This window comes from Amycolatopsis sp. CA-161197 (assembly GCF_050942255.1).
Classification (GTDB): domain Bacteria; phylum Actinomycetota; class Actinomycetes; order Mycobacteriales; family Pseudonocardiaceae; genus Amycolatopsis.
The window spans coordinates 8,400,294-8,424,011 of sequence record NZ_CP192059.1; the positions used below are offsets into that span (position 1 = coordinate 8,400,294).

Genomic DNA, 23,718 nt, shown 5'->3' on the forward strand with positions numbered 1-23,718 from the left:
CCGCCCGCGGGAAAATCGCCGCGAAAATGCGCTCAGCGGCGCGTGAAGCCGCCCAGGTGGTGCGGGAAGAAGGTGATCGGCACGCCCGCGCCGGCCAGGTCCCGCAGCATCGTCAGGATCGCCTCGGTCGGCGTGCCGTGGACGCGGATGCTCGTGGTGGCCGTGAGGTTCTCGCGGAACTCCGGGTCGGCGTGCTCGGAGAGCACGCGCAGGTGGTGCTCGAACGAGTCGGTGTCCGGGTGGATCTGCACGAACTCGACCTCGGTGCCGTCGGCGCTCGCGTACTCGTGGAACGCGATCAGCCGCGGCTCATGGCCGTCGACGAACCGGGCCCAGCCGGGCGCGCGGCTCTTCTCGGCGTCGAACCTGCCGGGGACCACGCTGTTGGTGGCGATGAAGACGAACGGTCCGGTCACGGTGACCACCTCCGTTCATTATCCAACCAGTTGGTTACTTATCGCGCCACTGCGACCGCCGTCGCGTCGGCCACACCAGGGCGGGACCCGGAAACGGCCGAAGGCCACCGGGTTCGGGAACCCGGTGGCCTTCGGAACTGGGGTACTACTGGTGTTCGGTCCTACGCGGTGTTCAGTGGTGGCCGTTCTTGACGACCGCGCCCGTCTTCGGGTCCAGCGGCAGCTTGCCCGCCTGCGGGTACCAGAAGTTGAACATGTTCCACAGCCCGCCGGCGCGGGAGTCGAACGACGAACCGCCGACCCGGCCGGTGAACCAGTTGTCCTCGATGAACTGGAGAACCGAGGTCTGGTCCGTGCGGGTGTGGTCGACGAAGTTCACCTTGCTGTAGGGCGAGATGACCAGCATCGGCAGGCGCGGGCCGTAACCACAGCGGTCCGCGGTCGTGCCCAGCTTGGTCTTGGTGCCGGTGCAGACCGAAGAGTCGTTCGCGGCGTCCTGCGACCCGTTGATGATCGTGGACTTCTGGTGGTCGTACCAGCCGTCCGAGTCGTCGTAGGCGAGAACGATCGCGGTGGACTTCCACTCCGGCGACTGCTGGATCTTGTTGATCTCGGTGGCGACGAACTGCTGCTCGTCCAGCGGGTCGGAGTTGGCCGCGTGGGCGTCCTCGTAGGCCGGGGCCTTGAGGTAGCTCACGGCGGGCATCGAGCCGGCCTTCAGCGAAGCGTCGAAGTCGCTGATGTCGTACTGGTGGTTGGCCTGGTCGGTCTGACCGATGGCCTGCACCGAGGACGGCGGCAGGTGCTTCGGGTTCGCCGTCGACTTGTAGTACGCGAACGGGTTGTGGTGGGGGCTGTAGTCCACCACGGGGATGCCGCCCACGTTGTTGTGCTGCGCACCGCAGACCGCGAACCCGTTCTGGGTGCCGGTCGGCTTGAAACCACCCTGGAACCAGCCCCAGGTCACGTGACGCTGGTTCAGCATGTCACCGATGTTCTTGCCCTGCATCGAGGCGAGGTTCTCGGTGGCGGTGTGGTTCTTGTCCGAGCAGTCGTCGTACGCCGGGTCCGGGTCGTTGATGACCGTGCCGATCCCCTTCTTGTCGGGGGAAACGACGGCGTACGCGTCGGTCGTCGGCTGGTGCGTCACCGAGGTGAGCGCCTGCGCCCCGCCGGTCTGGCCGGAGATCAGGTTGAGCGCACCGGGGGTCGACGGGCCGAAGTTCGTGTTGTAGGAGTTGTCGCTCATCGCGTAGTTCTGAGCGTAGTTCCACAGGCCCGTGACGGTGTTGCCGTCGTAGTAGTCCATGACCAGGCCCGGCTCGCCGAAGAGGATCGGCTGCCCCGTGCACTTGTCGGTCTCGGTCTTCTCGACGAACTTGTCCATCTTGCCGCCGTTGAACGCGGCCTGCTCAGCACCGTAAGCGTGGTTCTGGTCGCAGGTCAGCGCCTGGTCGGGGGAAAGGCGCTTCGGGTCGTAGGCGTTGGGGTTGTTGTTCAGCAGCTTCTTGTCGAGGCCGTTGACCTTCGGGGTGTTGCGCGCGGCCTTGAACGGCGTGCCGTCCTGGTTGGTCGCGTTGGGGTAGGTGCCGAAGTAGTGGTCGAACGAGATGTTCTCGCCGAAGATCACCACGACGTGCTTGATCGGGGTGAGCGTCGGCAGCCACGACGCCGGCAGCGTGTGGAGCGCCTGGGCGTCTGCGGACGACGCCGCGGAGCCGGTGACGATCGCCAGCGCGGCGGCCGATGCGAGCGCGCCCGCGCCGATCAGCCGGCGTGAACGGCGACGCCGTCTGCCGATTCCTTTGTCCACTGGGGAATCCTCCTGATCTCGGTGACCTTGTGGTGGGAATTGCACTTTCGGGAGAACGGTCAGGCGAGCAACGCCCGGCCGTAGTGGTCGTCGGGACCGGTCACCCCGGGCAGCGCCAGGAAGTACCCGCCGCCGAACGGGGAGATGTAATCGACCAGCGGCTCGTCGACGAGCCGCTTCTGGACCGCCTCGAACTGACGCTCGAGGTCCTGCTGGTAGCAGGTGAAGATCAGGCCCATGTCCAGGTTGCCGTTGGTGTCCACGCCGCGGTCGTAGTTGACCGCGCGGCGCAGGATCCGGCTGGAATCCGTCTCCGGCTTCCGGGGGTTCGCCATGCGGATGTGGCTCGTGAGCGGGATGACGGTGCCGACGGGGTCGTCGGCGTACTTCGGCACGTCCTGCTCGTCGGCGCCGTCGAGCGGCGCGCCGGTGTCGCGGCGGCGGCCGAACATGTTCTCCTGCTCGGTCAGCGACACGCGATCCCAGAACTCGACGAGCATCCGGATCAGCCGCACGACCTGGTAGGTGCCGCCCTTGGTCCACGCCGGCTCGCCGCTGCCGTCGCCGAGCCAGACCAGCTTGTCGTACTCGGCCTCGGTCGGGTTCGCGATGCCGTCCTTGAAGCCCATGAGGTTGCGCGGGGTGCCCGAAGGCCGCGGCTGCGAGGAGAAGCCGTTGATCTTCCAGCGCAGCTGCATGCCGCCGCGGGTGGCGCGGGTGATGTCGCGCAGCGCGTGGAGCACGGTGTCGGTGTTGTCGGCCGAAAGTGTGAGCGACAGGTCGCCGTGGCACTGGGCGGCGTCGAGGTCGTCGTTGGGGAACATCGTCATCGGCTTGAGCTTCTTCGGCTTGAGCGCCGCGAGGCCGTAGCGCTCGTCGAACAGCGACGAGCCCACGCCGAGCACCACGCCGAGGTTGCCCGCCGGCACGACCGGGCCGAGCACGCCGGAATCGGCGGGCGGCGCGGTGATGCCGAGCGCCGCGGGGGCGCCGCCGGCGGTGAGGAAGCGCGCCCGCTCGGTGATCTGCTTGAACAGGTCCGCCAGCTCGGCCTTGTTGTCGGCGACGACGTCGAACGAGGCCACCACGCTCTGCGCGGGCGGCCGGCGCACGATCGCGGCCTGGCGGTCGCCGTGGAACGAGACGGAACCGGAGCCGGTGTCGGCGGCGCTCGCGGCGACCGAGCCGACCCCCACGCCCGCGGCGGCGGTCAGGCCCGCGCCGACGACGGTGCGGCGCAGGAACGTCCGGCGGGAGGACTCCCCTGGCTGGGCGGGCTTGGCGGGCTTGGCGGTCACGAAACCCTCCTGGGTTCGGCGATGGCCGCGATCGGGGCGAGCCGCTCGGTGAGCTCGCTGACGTCGGCGTTGATCTTCTGGCGTTGCGGTGCGGTGAGCGCCGAGACGGGCGTCCACGAACCGTCGGGCTTGCGGGCGCCGTCGAGGGTGGTTTCGGTGCGCTTCATCCAGCTGTCCACATCGGACAGCTGCGGGTAGCGCGGGGCGAGCACCGGGCTCAGGACGTCGAGCACGGTCTGCACGCCGTCGAGGTTCGCCCGCGCGGTGGCGAGGTTGGTGCCGCTGCCGTAGTCGGTCTTGGCGGTGAGCTCGAACTGCAGGGCGTTCTCCACGATCTCGTGGGCGCGCAGGCCGAGGTCGTTGGGGTCCACCTGGCTCTGCGGGAAGGCCGTGCGCAAGTCCTGTACGTCCGTGGCGAGCTTGTCGACGACGCCGCCGAGCGAGCCCATGTCCTCGTTGTGCCAGAGGCCGTATTCGAGGCGGTGGAAGCCGGTGAAGTCCGGGTCGGAGGTGCCGCCGGGCAGACCGGCGGTCGTGCCGTTGATGGCGCCGTCGGAGTCGCCGAACGCGTCGTACGCGGCGCCGAGGCGCTCGTAGGTCAGGTGCGCGGTGAGCCAGGTGGACTCGCTCGCGCCGCGGTCGCCGCGGTGCACGGCGTCCTTGAGCGCGCCGACGTCGGTGACCAGCGTGTCGAGGCCCTGGGTCACCTTGGCCTCGTAGACCTTCAGCGGCTGCAGGAGGTCGTTCTGCGTCACCGCCGCGACACCCGGGCCGCGCTCGGCGCCGCCACTGACGGTCGTCGTCGGGCCCACGATCGCGGAGGAGTCCTCCGGAAGGCACCGGAAGGCGTACGATCCGTTACCGAGCGTCACCGACATCGGCCGGGTCGTCCCCGTGCCGAGTCCCTCGACCTCGCCGTAGATCACCCCGGTCTTCGGGTCGATCAGATCGACCTCCGACGTGACGGCACCGGTGTTGTGAAGGTTGAAGATTTGCGGACCCGGCTTGGGGTCGGTCCAGCCCTGACCACAGGCGGAGCGGGAGATCTGGATCTCCGGATCCTGCGCGGACGCCCCGTCGGGCCAGACCGCGAAGGCGATTCCCACGGCAGCAGCGACGACCACGACACCCGCGGCCCCCACCACCCAACGGGCACGTACAGACCCCGGCACGCGCACACTCCTGCCACTCGTTCGGACTACCGGGAGGGAATTATGCGTGCGGAACGTGAAGAAACAGGGGGTCGAGACCACCTCCCGCCCGGGAATTCACCAGGACTTCAACCAAAAACCGATGAAATCGGATATAAGGATCAAAGCACCGGGCTGCGTTAAGTCCTTTTCGGCTTGTTTGACGGTTTTCTCGGGCGGGCGCGGCGGGGAGGTCGAGCTTGGCCACGAGACGGCGGCGGCAGTCGTCGCCGGAGCGGGGCGGGCGGGCCTCGCGGTGGCAAATCTGCTGTGTGAGGACGGAATCGGCGTGGTGATGCCGGAGAGGCGCGAGTTCATCGGATAGCGCCCCGCGTGCCGGGTTCTGTGTCTTTGGCTCGGGCTGTGTCTTTTGGTCCCCGGCTCTGCCGGGGCGGCGAGATCGCCTTTGAGCCGACTGCCGGATTGTGCGGTCGGATCGGCCGGGCCGATCGCACAATCCGAACCGGCGCGATCTCGCGGGTGGGTCGGCAGGGGGCGTGCTTGGCAGTTCTGGCTGCGGCGCTCGGAGATCTTCCGCAACACCGCCGCCAGCCGTTCCTAGCCCGGGTGGTCGCGGCGTGGCTGGGGCGGCTGCGCGATTCGGCGGCAGGGCCAGGGCGTTCGCAGAGCTGTCCAGGGGCAAGCGCGCGGACCGTTGAAACTCGTTGCGCACGCGTCGCTGACGCGGTTGGCTCGGGGGATGACTCCTCCGCCCGGCTTGCCGTCCGTGATCCCGCGCATGATCGTCGAGGATCCGGCCGCCGCGGTGGAGTTCCTGGTCACGGTCTTCGCGGCCACCACCACGCCCACGTCCGGGCCGGCGGAGGTGCGGCTCGGCGACGCGCTCGTGCTGGTCTCCGGCGTTTCGGCGGAGCGGGAGGCGTTCCCGGCGTTCTTGTACGTGTACGTGGCCGACGTCGCCGGCACGTACGCCCGGGCGCTGGCCGCGGGAGCCAGGTCGCTGGAGGAGCCGCGCGAGACCCCGTACGGCGATTTCCGTGCCATGGTGCGGGATCTGTCCGGTAACGTCTTCCAGCTCGCTGCGAGAAAGGCCTGAGGAAAATGAAGAACGACGAGCTGCGGCGCCGCTTCGAGACGCTCACCACCGCGCACCTCACGGACGGCTGCATCCGCGCGCGGCTGCAAGTGCGGTGCGCGCCGGCGGGGACGCGGGCCTCCGTCGGTGGGCGGGTGGCCGGGCGGGTGTTGCCGGCGCGGCACGCGGGCAGCGTCGACGTGTTCCTGGAGGCGCTGATGAGCGCCGAGGAGGGCGACGTGCTGGTGGTGGACAACGGCGGGCGCCTCGACGAGAGCTGCGTCGGCGACCTCGTGGCGATCGAAGCCGCGACAGCGGGCGCGTCCGGCATCGTCATCTGGGGCCTGCACCGCGACACGGCCGACCTGCGGGCGATCGGGCTGCCCGTGTTCAGCCTCGGCTCCCTGCCGACCGGACCGCTCACGCTCACCGACCGCGCCGCGAACGCGCTGGACTCCGCCCGCGTCGGCGAGTGGGAGGTGACGACGAACGACCTGGTCTTCGGCGACGACGACGGCGTGGTCTTCGTGCCCGCCGCCGAGGCCGACGACGTGTTCCGCCTCGCGGAGTCCATTCGCGACACCGAGCGCCGCCAGGCCGAGCTCATCCGCGGTGGCAAGACGTTGCGCGAGCAGGTGCGCTTCGCCGAGTTCCTGCGCGCCCGCGAGGCCAACCCCGCGTTGACCTTCCGCGAACACCTGCGCGCCGTCGGCGGGGCCATTGAGGAGTGAGCGCCCGGTCGCCCTGGTCACCGGCGTCGGCCGACGCGCGGGCATCGGGGCGGCCATCGCCGAACGCCTCTCCGCCGACGGCTGGCTCGTCGCATCCACGCACTGGCAGCCCTACGACGCCCGCATGCCGTGGGGCCCGGACCCTGTTGCTCTGGGGGATTTCTCGGTCGAAGCGGACCTGGCCGATCCTTCGGCTCCGGCTTTGTTGTTCGACCACGTGGTTTCTGCTGTGGGCAACGTGACGGCCTTGGTCCTGGCGCACTGCGAATCCGTCGACTCCAGTGTCCTCGACACTTCTCTGGACAGCTTCGACCGGCACTTCGCGGTGAACACCCGCGCGAACTGGCTGCTGATGCGCGAGTTCGCCCTGCGGTTCGCCGGCCCCCACGGCACCGGCCGTATCGTCGCCCTGACCAGCGACGCCGTGGTCGGCAACGTCCCCTACGGCGCCAGCAAAGGCGCCCTCGACCGCCTGGTCGTGGCCGCCGCGGCGGAACTCGGCCCCCGTGGCATCACCGCCAACGCCGTCAACCCCGGCCCCACCGACACCGGCTGGATGGACGGCCCCCTCCGGACGACCATCCGCACCCGCACCCCCCTCGGCCGCCTCGGCACCCCACGCGACTGCGCCAATCTGGTGTCCTTCCTGTGCGGCCCCGACGGCGCCTGGGTCACCGGCCAGCTCCTCACCTCCCACGGCGGCCTCTCCTGACCACCAACCCCCTCACCTCCCACGGCGGCCTCTCCTGACCACCAACCCCCTCACCTCCCACGGCGGCCTCTCGTGACCACCAAACTCCTCGCCTACGCCTGGCTCCCCCGCGGCGCCACGGTCCTGCTCCTACGCCGCACCCCCGGCACCTTCCTCGGCGAACACTGGGAACTCCCCGGCGGCACCGCCGAACCCGGCGAACCCCCGGAGACCACCGCCGTCCGCGAGGTCGCCGAAGAAACGGGCCTCCACGTCCACCTCCTCGGCGAACGCGCCCACCTCACCTGGCCGGACCTCGACGGCCGCCCCTTCACGATCCACGCCCACATCTACGACGCCACCGAACCCACCCCCGGCACGGTCACCCTCAACCCGGCCGAACACGACGCCTTCACCTGGGCCACCCCGGACACCGCCGCGGACCTGCTCCTCTCACCCCACGTCCGACGCCTGTTCGGCTGAGCCACAGCGCCCCAACGCCCCAATGCGGCGTTCGGTGCGTTGACCGCAACCAACGCCGCGTTGGGGCGCTACAGCGAGCCGGCAGAGCTGGGCCCACCCCGAAAACCGCCCCGGACCTGGCCCTGTCACCCCACGTCCGGCGCCTGCCCGACAAGGCCGAGGCGCCCCAACGCGGCGTTCGGTGCGTTGAGCGCAACCAATGCCGCATTGGGGCGCTCCCGGCCAGCTAGGCCACGTCGGAAATCACTGCGAACCTGCGCCTCTCATCGCACGTTCGACGCCTGCTCGGCTAAGCCACGGCGACCCGGCGCCCCCAATGTGGCGATCGGTGCGCTGGGCGCACCCAATGCAGCGTTCGGTGCATCGGGCGCACCCAATGCCGCATTGGGGCGCTGGCGGGCGGAGCTGGGCCACGCCGGAAATTGCCGCGGAACTGCGCCTCTCACCGCACGTCCGGCGTCTGCTCGGCCAGGCCGCGCCCAAGCGCCCCAATGCGGCGTTCGGTGCGCTGAGCGCAACCAACGCCGCTTTGGGGTGCGTTGGGGCGGCGGAGCTAGGCGGCTGCGGTGTGGGTGCGGGCCAGGTGTTCGGCGAGGCGGCGCAGCAAAGGCGCCGCGTTCGTCATGCAGCTTGCCGGGTCCGGTTCGAGGTCGGTGAGGGTGTGGACGGCGGTGAAGCCGGCGGCGCGCCATTCGGCTGGGGGGAGGAGGCAGCGGCCGGTCACAGCGATGGTGGGGACGCCGGCGGCTGTGGCGGCGCGAAGGACGCCGATGGGGGCCTTGCCGTGCAGGGACTGGGTGTCCAGGGAGCCCTCGCCGGTGATGACGAGGCGGGCGTCGCGGACCGCGTCGGAAAAGCCCAGGAGGTCGAGCAGTAGCGAGATGCCCGGGCGCATGCGGGCGCCCAGTGCGGCCAAGGCTGCGAAGCCCACCCCGCCCGCCGCGCCGGCGCCGGCGGCCGAGGCGGAGCCGCCGGAGGCGGAGCCAGGCCCGGAGCCGCCGGAGTCGGAGGCCGAGCCGGCGCCTCGGCCGGCGGAGCCAGCGTCCGAGGCGGAAGAGGAGGCGGAGCTGGCGCCGGAGGCAGAGGCGGAGCCGGCGCCCGCGGTCGAGGCGGACGAAGGGCCCAGCACCGAAGCCCAGTGGCGCAACCCGGCTTCCAGCACGGCGACGTCCGAAGGGCTTGCACCCTTTTGCGGCCCGTAAACCGCCGCCGCGCCCGAAGGGCCCAGCAGTGGGTTGTCCACATCGCAAGCCAGCTCGAGGTCCACAGCAGACACGCCAGACAGGTCCACAGTAGACACCGAGGACAATCCGATTCCGCCCGGAGGCACCGGGGCGCCGGAATAATCCAGCACCCGAGCCCCCAGCGCGGTCAGCATGCCGGCGCCGCCATCGGTGCACGCGCTCCCGCCGACGCCCAGCACGATCCGCGAAGCGCCGGCCGCCCGTGCTGCCGCGATCAGTTCGCCCGTGCCGTAGCTCGACGCCGTCAGCGGTGCCGGCAGCCCGCCCGGCAGTCGGTGCAGGCCGGAGGCCTCCGCCAGCTCCACCACGGCAACCTCGCCCCGCAGTGCGAAGAACGCCGTGATGCGCCGCCCCGTCGGTCCGGACACGCGGGCCGGCACCCGGCGGAAGCCGGCGGCGACGGCGGCGGCCACCGTGCCCTCGCCGCCGTCCGCGACCGGGAGCTCGACCACGGGCTCGTCGCGGGACACCGCGAGCAAGCCGGCAGCGACCGCCGACGCGACCTGCGCCGCCGTGAGCGAGCCCTTGAACTTGTCGGGCGCGACCAGCACCGTCATGACTGCGACCGGAACGCCCGCCAGTCACCGATCTCGGTGATGTCGCGCAGCTGCACGTGGGAAGTCTGCGGCCGGCGCAGCAGCATCGCGAACGCCGAGCTCCCGTCCGCCAGCTCGATCACGCCCAGCTCCAGCTCGGGCGGTTCCGCCGGCAGCACGCGATCCCGCAGCGCGTCCAGGGACACCTCGTACACCTCACCCGCCACCGCCCCGCCGCCGTGAGCAACCGGCACCAGCGCCGGACACTGGCCGCCCACGGAGTAGAAGCGGTACTTCGGCGCGGTGGTCGTCGAGGCCACCAGTGGGGCGCCGTCGAGCAGGTGGTGCAGCGGCTCGCCGCGCATGGCGCTGCCGTTGAGGAACATCAGGGTCACAGCAAGTCCTTTCCCGACAACCGACAAACCGACGACTACAGCACAGCCTTGACGACGTCGATTCCGAAGTAGACGGTGAACACCAGCGCCAGCACCGTCAGGATCCAGCCGGCCTCGCGCCACTTGCCCTTGCACGTCTTGATGAGCACGAACGCGATCAGGCCCGCGCCGACACCGTTGGTGATGGAGTAGGTGAACGGGATCAGCGCGACCGTGAGGAACACCGGGATCGTGTAATCACTGTCCTGCCAAGGGATGTTGCGGCACTGCGCAACCATCATCCCGCCGATCACCACGAGCGCCGGCGCCGCGGCCTGCGCCGGGACGATGCCCGCGATCGGCGTGAACAGCAGCGTCGCCGCGAACAACGCGCCGGTCACCACGCTCGCGAGCCCGGTCCGCGCGCCCTCGCCCACGCCGGCCGCCGATTCGAGGAACACGGTGTTGGGCGACGAACCCGAGAGCCCGCCGGCGATCGCGCCCGCGCCGTCCACGAACAGGATCCGGCCCATCCGCGGCACGCGGCCGTCCTTCGACAACCCGGCCTCGGCCGACACGCTGGTGATCGTGCCCATCGCGTCGAAGAAGCCTGACAACACGAGAGTGAACAGGAAAATCGTCGCGGTCAACGCACCGGCCGAAGCGAAGCCGCCGAACAGGTCGATGTGGCCCAGCAGCCCGAAATCGGGTACCGCCACCACGTGGCTCGGCAGCGTCGGGGTGGTCAGACCCCAGTCACCCACGTGGAAACCGTCGTGCAACACCACGGCGAGCACAGTGGACACCGCGATGCTGATCAGCACCGCGCCCGGCACCTTCCGCGACATCAGCACCGTCATCAGCAGCAGACCGAAGCAGAACACCGCGATCGGCCAGCCGTCGAGGTGCCCGTCGAAACCGAGCCGAACGGGCACAGTGGACTCGGCCGAGTCCGGCGTCCGCGTGACGAACCCGGCGCTGACCAGGCCGACGAGCGCGATGTAGAGCCCGATGCCGACTGTGATCGCCATCTTGAGCGGTGCCGGGATCGCGTTCATGATCCGTTCGCGGATCCCGCTCACGGCCATCAGCACGATGCAGACGCCTTCGAGCACCACGAGCCCGAAGGCCTGCGGCCACGTCATCGCCGGCGCCATCTGGAACGCGACGATGCCGTTGATCCCGAGACCCGCGGCCAGCGCGAGCGGCGCGTTGCCGACGAGTCCCATGAGGATGGTCATCACCGCGGCCGCCAGCGCGGTGGCCGTGGTGACCTGGGCGGCGCTGAGTTTCGCGCCGGTGATGTCGGCGGAGGCGCCGAGGATGAGCGGGTTGAGCAGCACGATGTAGGCCATCGCGACGAACGTGGTGATACCGCCGCGCACCTCGCGGCCCACGGTCGTGCGGCGGGCCGTGATGTCGAACAGTCTGTCCATTACGGACTTGCGAGCCGGTCCTGGCGCCGGGGTCACAGCGTCGTCGATGTGTACCTGGGTCATGCGTCGTCCCCTTGCCGGTGGGTGTGCTTCTTCACGCCGCATTCGGACGAGGGCGTGAAGAAGCCTGACGATTGGGTTTTTCTGGTGCTCCGGTCAGCACCGGGATGGGCCCGGGTACGGGCTTCCGGTGTCGGGCGCGAATCGGGGCCGGACCGGGGAGAACCGCCGGCCCCGCGCGCCTAGTAGTCGACGCGGTCCGGCCGGTCCAGCCAGGCGTCGAACGGGGCGAAACCGTCCTTGAGCGACAGCCGGGAAACGGGTACTTCCCAGGTTTCGCGGGACTTTTCGAACAGTTCGTAGAACGCGCGGTCGTCGAAGCCGGCCTTGGCCGCGTCGTGGCGATCGGCCGCGAAGACCACGCGGTCCACCCGCGCCCACAGCGCCGAGGCCAGGCACATCGGGCACGGCTCGCACGAGGACACGAGCACGCAGCCCTCGAGCTTGAACGTGCCGAGCGCCTGGCAGGCCGCGCGGATCGCGACCACCTCGGCGTGGGCGGTCGGGTCGAGTGAGGGTGTGACGCGGTTGACCCCGGTCGCGATGATGTGGCCGTCCTTGGCGACCAGCGCCCCGAACGGGCCGCCGCCGTCGGCGACGTTGCGGGTCGCGATGCGGACGCTCTCCAGAAGCCACTCGCGTTCGGCGTCGATGGACAGAGTCATTTCGCCAGTTCTCCCAACGTGTTCAGGTTCCGGTGATGTGCTCGGGCCGGATCGGGACCCGGGGCAGTTCGAGGCCCGTCGCCGCGCGGATGGCGTTGGCGACCGCCGGCGTCGAGGAGATCGTGGGTGGTTCGCCGACACCGCGCACGCCGTAGGGCGCGTGCGGGTCGGGCCGCTCCAGCACGTCGATGCGCATCGGCGGCATGTCCAGCACGGTCGGGATGAGGTAGTCGGTGAACGACGGGTTGCGCACCTTCCCGTCCACCACCTGGATCTCCTCCATCACGGCCAGGCCGAGGCCCTGCGCCGAACCGCCCTGGATCTGGCCGATCACGGCGTCGGGGTTCATGGCCTTGCCCACGTCCTGCGCGCAGTCGAGCTGCACGACCTTGACCAGGCCCAGCTCCACGTCGACGTCCACCACGGCGCGGTGCGCGGAGAAGCCGTACTGCACGTGGGCGTCGCCCTGGCCGGTCTCCGGGTCGAGCGGGTACGTCTTGCGGTGGTGGAACTCCCGCGTCTCCTCGACGATCTCCTCGCCGAGAATGTCCACCAGGGACGCCACGACCTCGCCGTCGCCGGCCACGATCTTGCCGCCGGACAGCGACATGCCGGTCGCGTCACGGCCCAGCCGGCGTTCGGCCAGCGCGTACACCGCGTCGGCCACCGCCCGGCACGCGTTGCGCACGGCACCGCCGGTGACGTACGTCTGCCGCGAAGCCGAGCTCGACCCCGCGTCGCCGACGCTCGTGTCGGCCGGGTGCACGGTCACGCGTGGCACGCCGAGTTCCGTGCGCGCGATCTGCTGCTGCAGTGTCACAAGCCCTTGGCCTACCTCGGCCGCGGCCGTGTGCACCATCGCCACCGGCTCGCCGCCGATCACCTGCAACCGCACGCGGGCGGTCGAGTAGTCGTCGAGGCCCTCGGCGTAGGAGATGTTCTTGATGGTCACGCCGTAACCGACCCCGCGCACCACGCCTTCGCCGTGGGTCACATTGGACGCTCCGCCGGGCAAGTCGCGGATGTCCACAGTGCCCGAACGTTCCGGCGGCAACGGCATGTCCTTCAGCCGCTGGATCAGCTCGGCCACGGGAGCCGGGAAGTCGACGAGCTGACCGGTGACATTGGTGGATCCCTCGCTCATCGCGTTGCGGATCCGCAGGTCCGCGGGGTCCATGCCGAGCGCCGTGGCGAGTTTGTCCATTTGGGACTCGTACGCGTACGTCGGCTGCACCGCGCCGAGGCCGCGCATCGCGCCGCACGTCGGGTTGTTGCTGTACACGCCCCAGCCCTCGATCTTCGCGTTGGGCACGTTGTACGGGCCGACGGACAGCGTGGTGCCGTTGCCGACCACCACCGGCGTCTTGGACGCGTAGGCGCCGCCGTCGAAGTACATCCGGGCGCGCACGTAGACCAGATCGCCTTCGCGAGTGGCCCCGTGCTCGTAGTACATCTTCGCCGGGTGCCGGTGCACGTGGCCGAAGAACGACTCCTCCCGGTTGTAGACCATCTTCACGGGCCGGCCGGTGCGCAGCGCGAGCAGGCACGAGTGGATCTGCATCGACAGGTCCTCGCGCCCGCCGAAGGCGCCGCCGACGCCGCTGAGCGTCAACCGCACCTTCTCCGGCGGCAGGCCCAGGGCCCGCGCGGTCTGCTTCTGGTCCACGTGCAGCCACTGCGTGGCGAGGTAGAGATCCACGCCGCCGTCGTCGTCGGGCACGGCGAGGCCGGACTCCGGGCCGAGGAAGGCCTGGTCCTGCATGCCGATCTCGTACACCCCGGACACGACCACTTCGGCCCGCGCGGCCGGATCGCCCTTGACGATCCGTTGGTAGCGCACGAGGTTCCCGCCGGGGTGCAGCTTCGGCAGGGTCTCGTCGTGGGCCGCGCGCTCGGGGTCGGTGACGGGTTCGAGCACCTCGTACTCGACCACGATGTGCTTGAGCGCCTGGCGCGCGATCTCCGGGTGGTCGGCCGCGAGGATCGCCACCGGCTCGCCCTGGTAGCGCACGCGGTCCTCGGCCAGCGCCGGCGTGTCCTGGTACTTGAGGCCGTAGAGGTTCTCACCGGGCACGTCCTCGTGCGTCAGCACCGCGTGGACACCGGGCTGCGCCAACGCGCGGGAGACGTCGAGGCGCACGATCCGCGCGTGCGGGTGCGGGCTGCGCAGCGTGGCGCCCCACAGCATGTCCTCGTGCCACAGGTCGGAGGAGTACGCGAACTCGCCGCGCACCTTGAGCGTGCCGTCGGGCCGCAGCGGGCTCGTGCCGATGCCGCCGCTGACGGTGTCGGCCAGCTCCTGCGGCGACCGGGCCGGGGCCGGGCGCGTCATGCGTGCTCCTTCCGCGCGGCCGCGAGCCGGACCGCGTCGAGGATCTTCTCGTACCCGGTGCAGCGGCACAGGTTCCCGGCCAGGGCTTCGCGGATCTCGGCGTCGCTCGGGTTCTCGGTGCGCGCCACGAGATCGTGGGCGGTCACCAGGAGCCCGGGCGTGCAGAAGCCACATTGGACGGCCCCACACTCCACGAAGGACTCCTGGATCGGGTCCAGGTTGTCCCCGTCGGCGAGACCTTCGACGGTGCGCACCTCGCGGCCCTCGGCCTGCCCGGCCGCGACCAGGCAGGCGCACGCCGGAACGCCGTCGAGGTACACCGTGCACGAGCCGCACTCACCCTGCTCGCACGCGTTCTTCGAGCCGGCGAGGCCGAGCCGTTCACGCAGCACGTAGAGCAGGCTTTCGCCTTCCCAGACGTTGTCCGCCTGCCGCCGCTCGCCGTTGACGATCACGTTCACGCGCATTCCGTGCGCCTCCCTCCGCAGTATTCGGTCCAGGCCCAGCCGAGCGTCCGGCGCGCCAGCACCGACAGCGCGTGCCGGCGGTAGTCGGCGCTGCCGCGCACGTCGTCGATCGGCGCGGCCGCGGCGGCCACCAGCTCGCCGAAGCGGCGTTTCACCGAGTCGGCGAGCGCGCGCGGGCGATCCCACTGGTCGTCGGCCGCCAGCTCGCCCGCGAGGAACTCCTCGGCGTCGAACGCGCGGCGCGGCGTCGGGGCGGCCGAGCCGACGCCCGTGCCCACGCGGCGTTCGGCCGGGTGCACCGCGAGGCCGAACGCGCAGACCGCGATCACCATCGCGTTGCGGGTCCCGACCTTGCTGAACTGCTGCGGCCCGCTCGCGGGTGCCAAGTGGACGGCCGTGATCAGCTCGTCGGGTTCGAGCACATTCCGCTTCACACCGACGTAGAAGTCCTTCGCCGCCACCCGCCGGGTGCCACGCGTGGACGCGATCTCGACCTCCGCGTCGGCCGCGAGCAGCGCCGGGTGCGAGTCACCGGCGGGCGACGCAGCACCGAGGTTTCCGCCGACGCTGCCGCGGTTGCGGATCTGCGGCGAGCCGACCGTGCGGGCCGCCATCGCGAGGCCGGGCAGCCGGTCGCCCAGCTCCGCGATGATCCGCGTGTACGGCGTCGCGGCGGCGATGCGGATGCGGCCTTCCTCGACGTCGTAGCCGGACAGCTCGCGGACGCCGTTGAGGTCGAGCAGAGCCGGAGGGCGGCGGTGGTCGAAGTTGATCTCCACCATCACGTCGGTGCCGCCCGCGATCGGCACGGCGTCGGGGTGCGCCGCCTTGGCCTCGAGGGCCTCGGCGAGCGTGGTCGGGCGCAGGAACTCCACGGTGAGCCTCCGTCTCAGGACCAGGCCGGCCCGGCGGGCGGCGCGTCGTCGCGCAGCACGGTGCCCTCGATCAGCCCATAGGGCCGGTCGGCGGCGTGGAAGACCTCACCGGGGTTGTCGAGGCCGAACGGCGACAGGTCGGTGAGGAAGTGGTGCTTGTTCGGCAGCGACAGCCGTACCTCCACGATCTCGGGCACGGTCTCGAGCACGCGCGACCCCATCGCGTAGAGCGTCTGCTGCAGCGACTGGCTGTGCGTTCCGCCGAAAGCGTCGAGCAGCGAGGCCAGGGCCGTGTCGTACGCGCCGGCCCAGTCCGCGTCTTCGCCGGCGAAGCGCCAGCTCGCGTTGACGGCCGTGGCGAGGATGCGGTCCTTGGTCTCCGGCAGCGTGGTGTAGCCGTCGCGCGGGAAGCCCCAGAACTCCGAGCCGGTGGTGTTGAGCACCGTGAGGTCCTCGACGCCGCCGAGCACCCAGGCCCGCTCGCCGTCGTAGTGCACGGTCGTGGTGCGCGTGCCGCCGCCCGAGCGCGCGAACGAGTGGTGGGCGGGCTGCCCGCCGACCGTCAGCCGCTGCCACGGGTACGACTCCACGCGCACGCGGGCGCCGTGGATGCTCTCCTGCGTGGAGACGAAGTGGCGCGCGAGGCGCAGCGCGTAGTCCTCGATCTCGCCGACGCCGTCGCGGGCGAACGCGAACACGGTGTTCTTCTGCGTGTCGGTGGCCAGCACCTTGTCGTTGGCGCCGGTGAGGTGGGTGTCGCTCATGTCGCCGGACAGCGAAACGCTGACGTTGAGGTCGGTGATCCGGTGCTCGTCGCCGTCGCGGTCGACGCGCACGACCCGGTTCTCCGCCTTTCCGTAGCGGTTGTCGCCCAGAACGATCGCCATGGTGTTCCTTCCCTTCGCTCGTCGGCCAGTACACACGCCGTGACGTGGCGCGGACCACGGCAGATCCACCGAAACGGGGTGGGCGTCGAGGGTGGTTTTTCGTAGGTTCCTCCAAACGACGGCGGCCCCGGCGTGTGCGCTACTTGAGCCGGGAAGGAGGTGCCGCGTGCGGCTGGGTGCGCTGCTGGACACGCCGGAGCTCGGGCTGACCCTGCTCACCGGCGAGTCGGCGCTGGACCGCGAGTTCGGGCGCGTTTTCCAGGCGACGCTGCAGGACCCGACGCGCTACCTCAGCGGCGGCGAGATCGTGCTGTGCGGCATGCGCTGGCTGCCCGGGCCCGCCGAGGCCGAGGAGTTCGTCGGTGTGCTCGCGGCGGCCGGCGTCGTCGCGCTGGGTGCCGGGACGGCGGAGGTCGGCGGGCCCGTGCCCGAGCACCTCGTTGAGTCGTGCCGGCGGGTCGGGCTGCCGCTGTTCGAAGTGCCGCTGTCGGTGTCCTTCGCGACGGTGACCGAGCGCGTGATCCTGGGCCTGGCCGCCGAACGCTCCGCGCCCGCACACGACTCGCACCGGCGCCTCGTCGCAGCCGTGACCAGCGGTGACGGGCTGCCGGCGTTGGTTTCCGCGGGCGCTGCTGAGCTCGGCGTGGACTGCTGGGTGCTGAGCGCGACCGGGCGGCTGATCGCCGGCACGGGTTCGCCGCCCTCCGACGCGCGCCGGGCCGCCTTGGCCCGCCGGTTCCTGCGCGCGGAACGCCTCCCGCTGACCGTGCCCGGCGACGACGGTCCCGTCACGCTCCTGGCCGCCGCCAGCCGCTCGGGCCACCGCGTGGCGAGCTGGTTCCTGGTGGCTTCCGGCGACATCGGCCGTTGGGCTCCTGCGCGACGTGACCTCGCTTTGGAACTGGCGCCGTTGATCGGGCTGGAGCGTTCCCGCGTCGACGAGGCCAAACGCATCGAGAACCGGGCGGCCGAGCCGCTGCTGCGCTTGGCCCTCTCCGACGACGCTTCTCCGGCTTCGCTGTCCGCGCGGCTCGCGGCGCTGGAGTTCCCCCCGTCCGCCCAGGTCGTGACCCTCTCGGCCGCAGTCGACGGCGGCGGCCCGGGCCTCACCCAGGTGCTCGTGGAGGAGCTGCTGGCTTCGGTCCCCGCCCCCACGCTGGTGGCCACCGTCGACGGCGAGACCTTCGGCCTGTTCCCGGCGCACGACCGCCTCGGCCGCCTCGCCGAGACGCTGCGCGAGTCCGTCCGCGCGGTCGAACCGGCGCTGGGCTCCGCCCGCCTGTCCGTGGGCCTCAGCCGCGCGCCCGACGCGGGCGGCCTGCGCTCCGGCCTCCAGGAGGCGCGCCACGCCCGCACGCTGGCCGCCCTCTCGCCGGGCCGCGCCGCCGTACTGGCGGGCGACGAGGTGGCGTCACACCTCCTGCTGCTCGCCGCCGTGCCCGATGACCTGCGGCGCTCTTTCGGCGAGAAGGTGCTGGGCCCGGTGCTGGCGTACGACGCCGCCCACGACTCGGAACTTCTGGCGACGTTGAAGGCTTTTCTGGAGCATTCCGGCTCGTGGACCCAGACCTCCGGGGCGCTGCACCTGCACGTGAACACGCTGCGGTACCGGATCTCGCGCATTTCGGAACTGACCGGGCGGGATCTGGGGCGGTTCGCGGACCGGGTGGATCTTTATCTGGCGGGCTGCTTCACGCAGGACTGGGGTTGGTCGTGATCAGCACTTCCCTCTCCCAGACGCGCTGGGTGTGCAGCCGCCAGTAGTGCTCGGCGACGACGTCCGGATCGAAGGCCGTGCCCTTCGCCACGGTGCCGCCGACGGTGACCGTGGCGAAGTGCAGCGTGGGGTACTGCTCGGCGAACAGCGCCGTCACCGCGCGGAGGCCGGCTTTGCCCAGCGAGAGGCTGGTGTAGGCCGCTTTCGGCTCGGGCATGCCGCCGGTGGTGAGGAACGTTCCGTGGCCGCGCGCGGCCATCTTCGGCGCGAGGTGGGCGGCGGCGGTGTAGGCGCCGACGACGTTGACTCGCCACAGCCCGAGGTGCTCTTCCGCGTCGAGCTCCCCCGGCGTGTCCCTGCGGATGGCCGCGGCGTTGTAGACCACGACGTCGGGCAGCCCCTGGTCCTCGGTCACCGCGTCGAGCGCGTGGCGCAGGGACTCCTCGTCCCCCACGTCGGCCAGGTGGGTCACGGCGTCGATCCCCAGGTCCTTGCGCCGCCGCGCCACCGCCGCCACGGCGAACCCCTCCCGCGCGAACCGCCGCGCGACCGCCGCCCCGATTCCCGGCCCCGCCCCGATCACGACGATTCCTGCCATGAGTCGACGGTAGCGCGTGACATGGCCGACCAACTCCCAACCCACCGACCAGTTGGTTGGTATCCTCGCCGAATGGCGCGCGACGCGGAACAGACCAAGCAACGGCTGCTCGAAGCCGCCATCAGCGAGTTCGCGCAGTACGGGATCGCGGGGGCGCGGGTGGACCGGATCGCCGCCGCGGCCGGGTGCAACAAGGCGATGATCTACTCGTACTTCGGCAGCAAGGAGGGACTGTTCGACGCCGCGTTCGACGAGCGGACGGGAGCGTTCTTCGAGGCGGTGCCGTTCGACGCCGGGGATCTCGCGGGGTACACCGGGCGGGCGTTCGACTACTTCGACGAGCATCCGGAGACGTTGCGGCTCTCGACCTGGTACCGGCTCGAGCGGTCGGAGGCCGAGCACCTCGCGGCCATCACCGAGGCCAACGACGTCCGGCTGGGGGAAATCGGGCGGGCGCAACGCGAAGGCGAGATCCCCGGGCACTTTTCGCCCGTGCAGCTGCTCGTGCTGATCCAAGCGCTTTCCGCGGCGTGGCACAGCACCAACCCGGAACTCGGGCCGCACCTGCCGAGCGCCCGCGCGGGGAGGCGGCGGACGCTCGTCGACGCGGTTCAGGGATTACTCGCACTGAAATAGCCGGCAGTGCTTTTCGCGCGAATTAACGAAAAAACAACGCTGCCGGCCAGAACGAGAGAGGCCGAGGCCGAGAGCGCCAGTAAGAACCAAGGCGCGCCGAAGGGCGGAATTCCCGCGAAGGCCTCGATGCCGATCACCGCGGTGAGCACGGCGTCGGCGGCCACGGCGAGCCAGACGACGCGCAGGCGAGCCGCCTCGGGCAACGCGGTGAAGCGCAGCAGCCACGCCAGCCCGGGCAGCACGAGGATCGCGTGCATCGCCACGGCGTGCAGGGGTTTCAGGGAACCCGCGGTCGTGTAGGCCAGCTCGGGTGACCCGCCCCTGGCCTCGACGACGCCGCGGGCGATCATCACCGCGCCGGTGGCGAGGGCGACCATCAGCACCAGCAGGCCGAAGCGCACGGTGACCAGCATGCTCGGCGCCATGCTGCCCGGCGAACGGAAAGCCGCGGCCGTGAAGCCCAGCGCCGTCAGCACGATCACGCCGCCGCCGGCCGCGAGCGACATCGACACCACCGTGTCGAAGCCGGTCTCGAAGTTGAAGTGCGACGGGACCCCTCGCCACGCCTGCATGGTGACGAGCACGACCTCCGCCACGCACGCCACGAGGAACGCACCCAGCAAGCCGGCGCGCGCCCGCGGCCGCAGCGTGAGGTACGACGTCGCCCACGCCACCGACGCCAGCGTGAGACCGAACGACAACCCGAACGTGACCGCCTTGCGCAGCGACACCGGCCCGAGCCACGTGCCGCCGCTGGCGAGCAGCACCACCGCGTTCACGACGCCGCTCGCGAAGAGCGCCGCCCCCACCACGTACGCGACGCGTTCCACGCGCCTGCCGTCCCGCCAGATGCGGCTCACTGCGTCCATCACCGGCTGAGTCATGACGTCAGTTTGGTGCTGTGACAACGTTTCGTCGTCGGCTCGGTGTCGACACCCGCGTACGCAGATTTACGTACGCCGTCCACTGGGAAAACGCGAAAAAAGAGCACGTAAAGAACCCATTGCAATTCCGGGATAACGCGTGGGCGTCGCCACTCGGCAGGAGGATGCGATTGCCCTGGGTGAGTTCTACCCTGAAGACATGTACATAGCCTTGCTCGCCTACACGGCGCCTCGAAACGAAGTCGACTACGCACTGGCAGAACACGCGGAGTGGTTGCGCACGCACTTCTCCCGCGGATTGTTCCTGGTTTCCGGAAAAGCGGACACCGAGCACGACCAGGTCATCCTGACCCGCCCGTGCGTGCGCGGCAAGCTGGACGCCGTGCTCGCCACCGACCCGCTCGTCGTCCAGCACCTCGCGCATTACACCGTGATCGAATTCTCCGCCACTCGCACCTCCCACGAATTCCACGCCATCAACGAGGCGCTCGCCTCCTGAAGTCGCCGGCCCGGGAGCAGGTGGCCTTCGGCGGTGTTGCCCGCCACCTGCCCGCCGTATCACCGTCGTGCGCTCGCCTATGATCGCGGCAACCGACGTTCCGGTACGGGAGAAGCCATGCACACGCCCGACCTCGTCTTCCGAGGCCGCCGCCTCACCAGCGATCGCGCGCTGGTGATGGCCATCGTCAACCGCACCCCCGATTCGTTCTACGACAACGGTGCGACCTACCTCGAGACCCGCGCGCAGGACGCCATCCGCCGCGCGTGCGCCGAGGGCGCGGACCTCATCGACATCGGCGGCGTGCCGGCCGGCAAGGGCCCCGAGGTCACCACGGCGGAGGAGATCGCCCGCGTGGTGCCGACCGTCGAGTGGGCGCGCGAGACGTTCCCGGACCTCGTGATCAGTGTCGACACCTATCGCGCCGAGGTCGCGGACGCCGTCTGCCGCGCCGGCGCCGACATCGTGAACGACAACTGGGCGGCCTTCGAGCCCGAGATCCTCGACGTCGCGGCCCAGCACGGCGCGGGGTACATCTGCTCCCACACCAACGGCCTCACGCCACGCACCGAAGCCGCGAAGCCGCACTACGACGACGTGGTGGGCGCCGTGATCGACGGCACCACGGACCTCGCGAAGCGCGCGCTGGAGCGCGGGGTGCCGCGCGAGGGGATCATGATCGACCCCTGCATCGACTTCGGCAAGAACTCCTACCAGTCGCTGGAGCTGATGCGGCACACGCAGGCGCTCGTGGACACGGGCTGGCCGGTGCTGATGGCGCTGTCGAACAAGGACGTGATCGGCGAGACGCTCGACGTGCCCGTCGGCGAGCGCGTGATCGGCACGCTCGCGGCCACGGCCGTCGCGGCGCTGCACGGGGCCGCGATGTTCCGGGCCCACCAGGTCACCGAGACGCGGCAGGTGGCGGAGATGGTGGCCAGCATCGTGGGCACGCGCGCGCCCGCGCACGTGGTGCGGTCGGTTTGATGCGCGAGATCTTCCCGGGCGTGCGCGACCTGGCCGAGGCCGACCTGGAGGCGCTGTACGCGTACCCGGCGCCCGAAAAGTGGCTCGCGGTGAACTTCGTGTCGAGCGCCGACGGTGCCGTGACCGTCGAAGGTCGTTCGGCCTCGCTGTCCACGCCGGCCGACCGCGTGATCTACCGCCTCGGCAACGACCTCGCCGATGTCGTCCTCGTCGGCGCGGGCACCGCCCTGATCGAGGGCTTTCAGGGCTTGCGCCCCGACGAGCACTCCGCCGACCGGCGCCGCCGCCATGGCCTCGCGCCGATCCCGCCGATCGCCGTCGTCACCGGCGGCGGCTCGCTGCGCCCGGACGCCCCGGTGATCACCCAAGCGCTCGTGCCCACCATCGTCATCACGCACGCCGGCACCGACCCCGACCTGCGCGCCGCCTGGACCGCCGCGGGCGCCGACGTGCTCGTCGCCGGCACGGACGCCGTCGACCTCGATGCCGCCGTCGCCACCCTCGCTTCCCGCGGGCTGACCCGCATCGACTGCGAGGGCGGCCCGCGCCTCTTCGCGTCCCTCCTGGCCGCCGACGCCGTCGACGAGCTCCGCCTGACGATCTCGCCCTTTCTCGTCGCGGGCCACGCCACCCGCGCGGCCTTCGGCGACACCATCGATCCCGCGCGGCTCCGGCTGGCCTCGGTCCTGGAGGACGACGGGACGTTGATGCTGCGGTATCTGCTCCACTGAGTCAGTCCACAGTGGAGCTTTCGCTTCACGTCAGCAATTCGAAATCCGCCTTTCCCAACGAGGTTCCGTTCACCTGGATCTCCAGCGCGTGCGGGCCCGGGTGGTAGACGCGGGTGGTGATGACGCGGAACGAGTGGGTGCGGTCCAGGAGCAGCTCGGCACCCGGGTCGAGGACGCGGGTGGTGAGCTTGAAGACCTTCGGCGTGGTGGTGCCGTTGGCTTTGCGGTGGTGCACGACGTAGTCGACGACCAGGTTCGCCGGTGAGTCGCCGGTGTTGCGCAGGGTGCCGGTGAAGCCCAGTTCGTCGCCGATGGACACCGAGGGCGCCGACAACAGCGGGCCTTCGAAGGTGATGCCGTCAGGAGGACCGAAGCCGAGGAGCGCCAGCGCACCCGGGTCGCCCTGTTTGATCAGGGTGCGCAGGCCGTGGCGGACGAGCTGCTGCGTCTGCTTGCCACCGGAATCGCCCAGCCACCGGCCCGCGGCCGCCACCGCGACCTCGGGGCGCGCGCGGCTCACGTCGTTGAGGTGGTTGGCGACCGAGCGCCGCACGTACGCCGACGAGTCGCCGTGCAGCGCGTCGAGGATCGGCGCCGTGACGCCCGGCCGGGCGGTGATCGCCCCCACCCGGCGCGCCCACGGCAGCAGCGGCCGCGTGCCCTCCGACGCCAGGCGGCGGACGTGCTCGGACGGGTCGGAGGTCCAGGCCAGCACCTTCGGCAGGGCGCGGTCGAGATCGGCGTCGAGCAGCGGGCGGATGGCGAACTCCGCCGTGAGCCGTGGTGTCAGGGCCGCGAGCAGATCCAGCGCGGCGTCGAAGGCTTCCGGCCCACCGTCCTGCAGAGCCCGCGCCGAAGCCGCCTCCGAGACGGGCCAGATCATCCAGCCGGAGAAGGACTCGTCAGCCAGCGCCCGCTGCACCACGTCTTCGAGCTCGGGGTAGCCGCCCGGCAGGTCGGCCAGCAGTGCGTCGCGCACGGCGTCCGTGCGCTGCCGCAGCCCGAGCCCACCCAGGCGGACCCGGCGAAGCTCCCCGAAGGCGACACCGGGCGCCGCCGCCTCCATCGAGGCGACCAACCCCGTGACGACGCCGTCGTTGAGCATCTCGTCGGCCAGCGGCATCCGCTTCTC

At 70.8% G+C, this 23,718-nt stretch carries 25 protein-coding genes; 10 read left to right on the plus strand and 15 right to left on the minus strand.

What is annotated here, in order from left to right; genetic code table 11:
* Nucleotides 1-32: 32 nt before the first annotated feature.
* The 4 genes from ACQPXB_RS39595 to ACQPXB_RS39610 form a co-directional block, all read right to left on the minus strand.
* Nucleotides 33-416 (minus strand): hypothetical protein, encoded by a 384-nt coding sequence (locus ACQPXB_RS39595; RefSeq protein WP_386947094.1) that lies wholly within the window; start codon nt 414-416, stop codon nt 33-35.
* 172 nt (nt 417-588) lie between these two features.
* Nucleotides 589-2,229, minus strand: a complete 1,641-nt coding sequence (locus tag ACQPXB_RS39600) for a phospholipase C (protein WP_432846858.1) — start codon at nt 2,227-2,229, stop codon at nt 589-591.
* A 59-nt stretch (nt 2,230-2,288) separates the two neighbouring features.
* The gene (locus ACQPXB_RS39605; protein ID WP_432846860.1) at nt 2,289-3,527 is read right to left on the minus strand and encodes a Dyp-type peroxidase; all 1,239 of its coding nucleotides are present in this window, start codon (nt 3,525-3,527) and stop codon (nt 2,289-2,291) included.
* Nucleotides 3,524-4,699, minus strand: coding sequence for an EfeM/EfeO family lipoprotein (locus ACQPXB_RS39610; protein ID WP_432846862.1), 1,176 nt, complete (start codon nt 4,697-4,699; stop codon nt 3,524-3,526). Before ACQPXB_RS39610 ends, ACQPXB_RS39605 begins: the two co-directional genes overlap by 4 nt.
* 46 nt (nt 4,700-4,745) lie before the next feature.
* Between ACQPXB_RS39610 and ACQPXB_RS39615 the strand changes: the two genes are divergently transcribed.
* From ACQPXB_RS39615 to ACQPXB_RS39635, 5 genes are all read left to right on the plus strand, one after another.
* The gene (locus ACQPXB_RS39615; RefSeq protein ID WP_432846864.1) at nt 4,746-5,042 is read left to right on the plus strand and encodes a hypothetical protein; all 297 of its coding nucleotides are present in this window, start codon (nt 4,746-4,748) and stop codon (nt 5,040-5,042) included.
* A 375-nt stretch (nt 5,043-5,417) separates the two neighbouring features.
* Nucleotides 5,418-5,774 (plus strand): VOC family protein, encoded by a 357-nt coding sequence (locus tag ACQPXB_RS39620; RefSeq protein WP_432846866.1) that lies wholly within the window; start codon nt 5,418-5,420, stop codon nt 5,772-5,774.
* A 5-nt stretch (nt 5,775-5,779) separates the two neighbouring features.
* The gene (locus ACQPXB_RS39625) at nt 5,780-6,484 is read left to right on the plus strand and encodes an RraA family protein (protein ID WP_432846867.1); all 705 of its coding nucleotides are present in this window, start codon (nt 5,780-5,782) and stop codon (nt 6,482-6,484) included.
* On the plus strand, nt 6,474-7,196 hold the full coding sequence (locus ACQPXB_RS39630; protein WP_432846869.1) for an SDR family oxidoreductase: 723 nt from the start codon (nt 6,474-6,476) through the stop codon (nt 7,194-7,196). Before ACQPXB_RS39625 ends, ACQPXB_RS39630 begins: the two co-directional genes overlap by 11 nt.
* A gap of 72 nt (nt 7,197-7,268) precedes the next feature.
* Complete coding sequence (locus tag ACQPXB_RS39635) at nt 7,269-7,658, plus strand: NUDIX hydrolase (RefSeq protein ID WP_432846871.1); 390 nt, start codon at nt 7,269-7,271, stop codon at nt 7,656-7,658.
* A 553-nt stretch (nt 7,659-8,211) separates the two neighbouring features.
* Here the strand turns inward: ACQPXB_RS39635 and ACQPXB_RS39640 are convergent.
* From ACQPXB_RS39640 to pucL, 8 genes are all read right to left on the minus strand, one after another.
* On the minus strand, nt 8,212-9,459 hold the full coding sequence (locus tag ACQPXB_RS39640) for a glycerate kinase (protein ID WP_432846873.1): 1,248 nt from the start codon (nt 9,457-9,459) through the stop codon (nt 8,212-8,214).
* The gene (locus ACQPXB_RS39645) at nt 9,456-9,833 is read right to left on the minus strand and encodes an allophanate hydrolase-related protein (protein ID WP_432846875.1); all 378 of its coding nucleotides are present in this window, start codon (nt 9,831-9,833) and stop codon (nt 9,456-9,458) included. Before ACQPXB_RS39645 ends, ACQPXB_RS39640 begins: the two co-directional genes overlap by 4 nt.
* Before the next feature lie 35 nt (nt 9,834-9,868).
* Complete coding sequence (locus ACQPXB_RS39650; protein WP_432846877.1) at nt 9,869-11,311, minus strand: NCS2 family permease; 1,443 nt, start codon at nt 11,309-11,311, stop codon at nt 9,869-9,871.
* Between the two features lie 179 nt (nt 11,312-11,490).
* The gene (locus tag ACQPXB_RS39655; protein ID WP_366583028.1) at nt 11,491-11,973 is read right to left on the minus strand and encodes a nucleoside deaminase; all 483 of its coding nucleotides are present in this window, start codon (nt 11,971-11,973) and stop codon (nt 11,491-11,493) included.
* Nucleotides 11,974-11,995: 22 nt separating this feature from the next.
* Nucleotides 11,996-14,305, minus strand: a complete 2,310-nt coding sequence (pucD, locus tag ACQPXB_RS39660; protein ID WP_432846878.1) for a xanthine dehydrogenase subunit D — start codon at nt 14,303-14,305, stop codon at nt 11,996-11,998.
* Nucleotides 14,302-14,772 carry a (2Fe-2S)-binding protein gene (locus tag ACQPXB_RS39665; RefSeq protein ID WP_366583026.1) on the minus strand — a complete coding sequence of 157 codons (471 nt, stop codon included), beginning with the start codon at nt 14,770-14,772 and terminating at the stop codon, nt 14,302-14,304. Before ACQPXB_RS39665 ends, pucD begins: the two co-directional genes overlap by 4 nt.
* Complete coding sequence (locus ACQPXB_RS39670; RefSeq protein WP_432846880.1) at nt 14,763-15,647, minus strand: FAD binding domain-containing protein; 885 nt, start codon at nt 15,645-15,647, stop codon at nt 14,763-14,765. The genes ACQPXB_RS39665 and ACQPXB_RS39670 overlap by 10 nt, the downstream gene beginning before the upstream one ends.
* 14 nt (nt 15,648-15,661) lie before the next feature.
* Entirely contained in the window at nt 15,662-16,534 is an 873-nt protein-coding gene (gene pucL / locus ACQPXB_RS39675; protein WP_432846882.1) for a factor-independent urate hydroxylase, read from the minus strand.
* 166 nt (nt 16,535-16,700) lie between these two features.
* Between pucL and ACQPXB_RS39680 the strand changes: the two genes are divergently transcribed.
* On the plus strand, nt 16,701-18,251 hold the full coding sequence (locus tag ACQPXB_RS39680; protein ID WP_432846883.1) for a helix-turn-helix domain-containing protein: 1,551 nt from the start codon (nt 16,701-16,703) through the stop codon (nt 18,249-18,251).
* On the opposite strand, the gene ACQPXB_RS39685 is transcribed toward ACQPXB_RS39680, so the two are convergent.
* Nucleotides 18,226-18,849 (minus strand): SDR family NAD(P)-dependent oxidoreductase, encoded by a 624-nt coding sequence (locus tag ACQPXB_RS39685; RefSeq protein WP_386947067.1) that lies wholly within the window; start codon nt 18,847-18,849, stop codon nt 18,226-18,228. The two genes, ACQPXB_RS39680 and ACQPXB_RS39685, sit on opposite strands and share 26 nt — an antisense overlap.
* Before the next feature lie 72 nt (nt 18,850-18,921).
* On the opposite strand from ACQPXB_RS39685, the gene ACQPXB_RS39690 reads away from it, so the two are divergent.
* Nucleotides 18,922-19,485 (plus strand): TetR family transcriptional regulator, encoded by a 564-nt coding sequence (locus ACQPXB_RS39690; RefSeq protein ID WP_432846885.1) that lies wholly within the window; start codon nt 18,922-18,924, stop codon nt 19,483-19,485.
* Here ACQPXB_RS39690 and ACQPXB_RS39695 read toward each other — a convergent pair.
* Nucleotides 19,461-20,354 carry a hypothetical protein gene (locus tag ACQPXB_RS39695; RefSeq protein WP_432856966.1) on the minus strand — a complete coding sequence of 298 codons (894 nt, stop codon included), beginning with the start codon at nt 20,352-20,354 and terminating at the stop codon, nt 19,461-19,463. The genes ACQPXB_RS39690 and ACQPXB_RS39695 overlap by 25 nt on opposite strands.
* Nucleotides 20,355-20,568: 214 nt before the next feature.
* On the opposite strand from ACQPXB_RS39695, the gene ACQPXB_RS39700 reads away from it, so the two are divergent.
* From ACQPXB_RS39700 to ACQPXB_RS39710, 3 genes are all read left to right on the plus strand, one after another.
* Nucleotides 20,569-20,868, plus strand: a complete 300-nt coding sequence (locus ACQPXB_RS39700) for a YciI family protein (protein ID WP_432856969.1) — start codon at nt 20,569-20,571, stop codon at nt 20,866-20,868.
* Between the two features lie 117 nt (nt 20,869-20,985).
* A complete protein-coding gene (gene folP / locus ACQPXB_RS39705) occupies nt 20,986-21,855 on the plus strand; it encodes a dihydropteroate synthase (RefSeq protein WP_432846887.1) in 870 nt (289 codons plus the stop codon).
* Nucleotides 21,855-22,586, plus strand: coding sequence for a pyrimidine reductase family protein (locus tag ACQPXB_RS39710; protein ID WP_432846889.1), 732 nt, complete (start codon nt 21,855-21,857; stop codon nt 22,584-22,586). The genes folP and ACQPXB_RS39710 overlap by 1 nt, the downstream gene beginning before the upstream one ends.
* Nucleotides 22,587-22,611: 25 nt before the next feature.
* Here the strand turns inward: ACQPXB_RS39710 and ACQPXB_RS39715 are convergent, their stop codons facing one another.
* A complete protein-coding gene (locus ACQPXB_RS39715; protein WP_432846890.1) occupies nt 22,612-23,709 on the minus strand; it encodes a DNA alkylation repair protein in 1,098 nt (365 codons plus the stop codon).
* Nucleotides 23,710-23,718 lie beyond the last annotated feature (9 nt).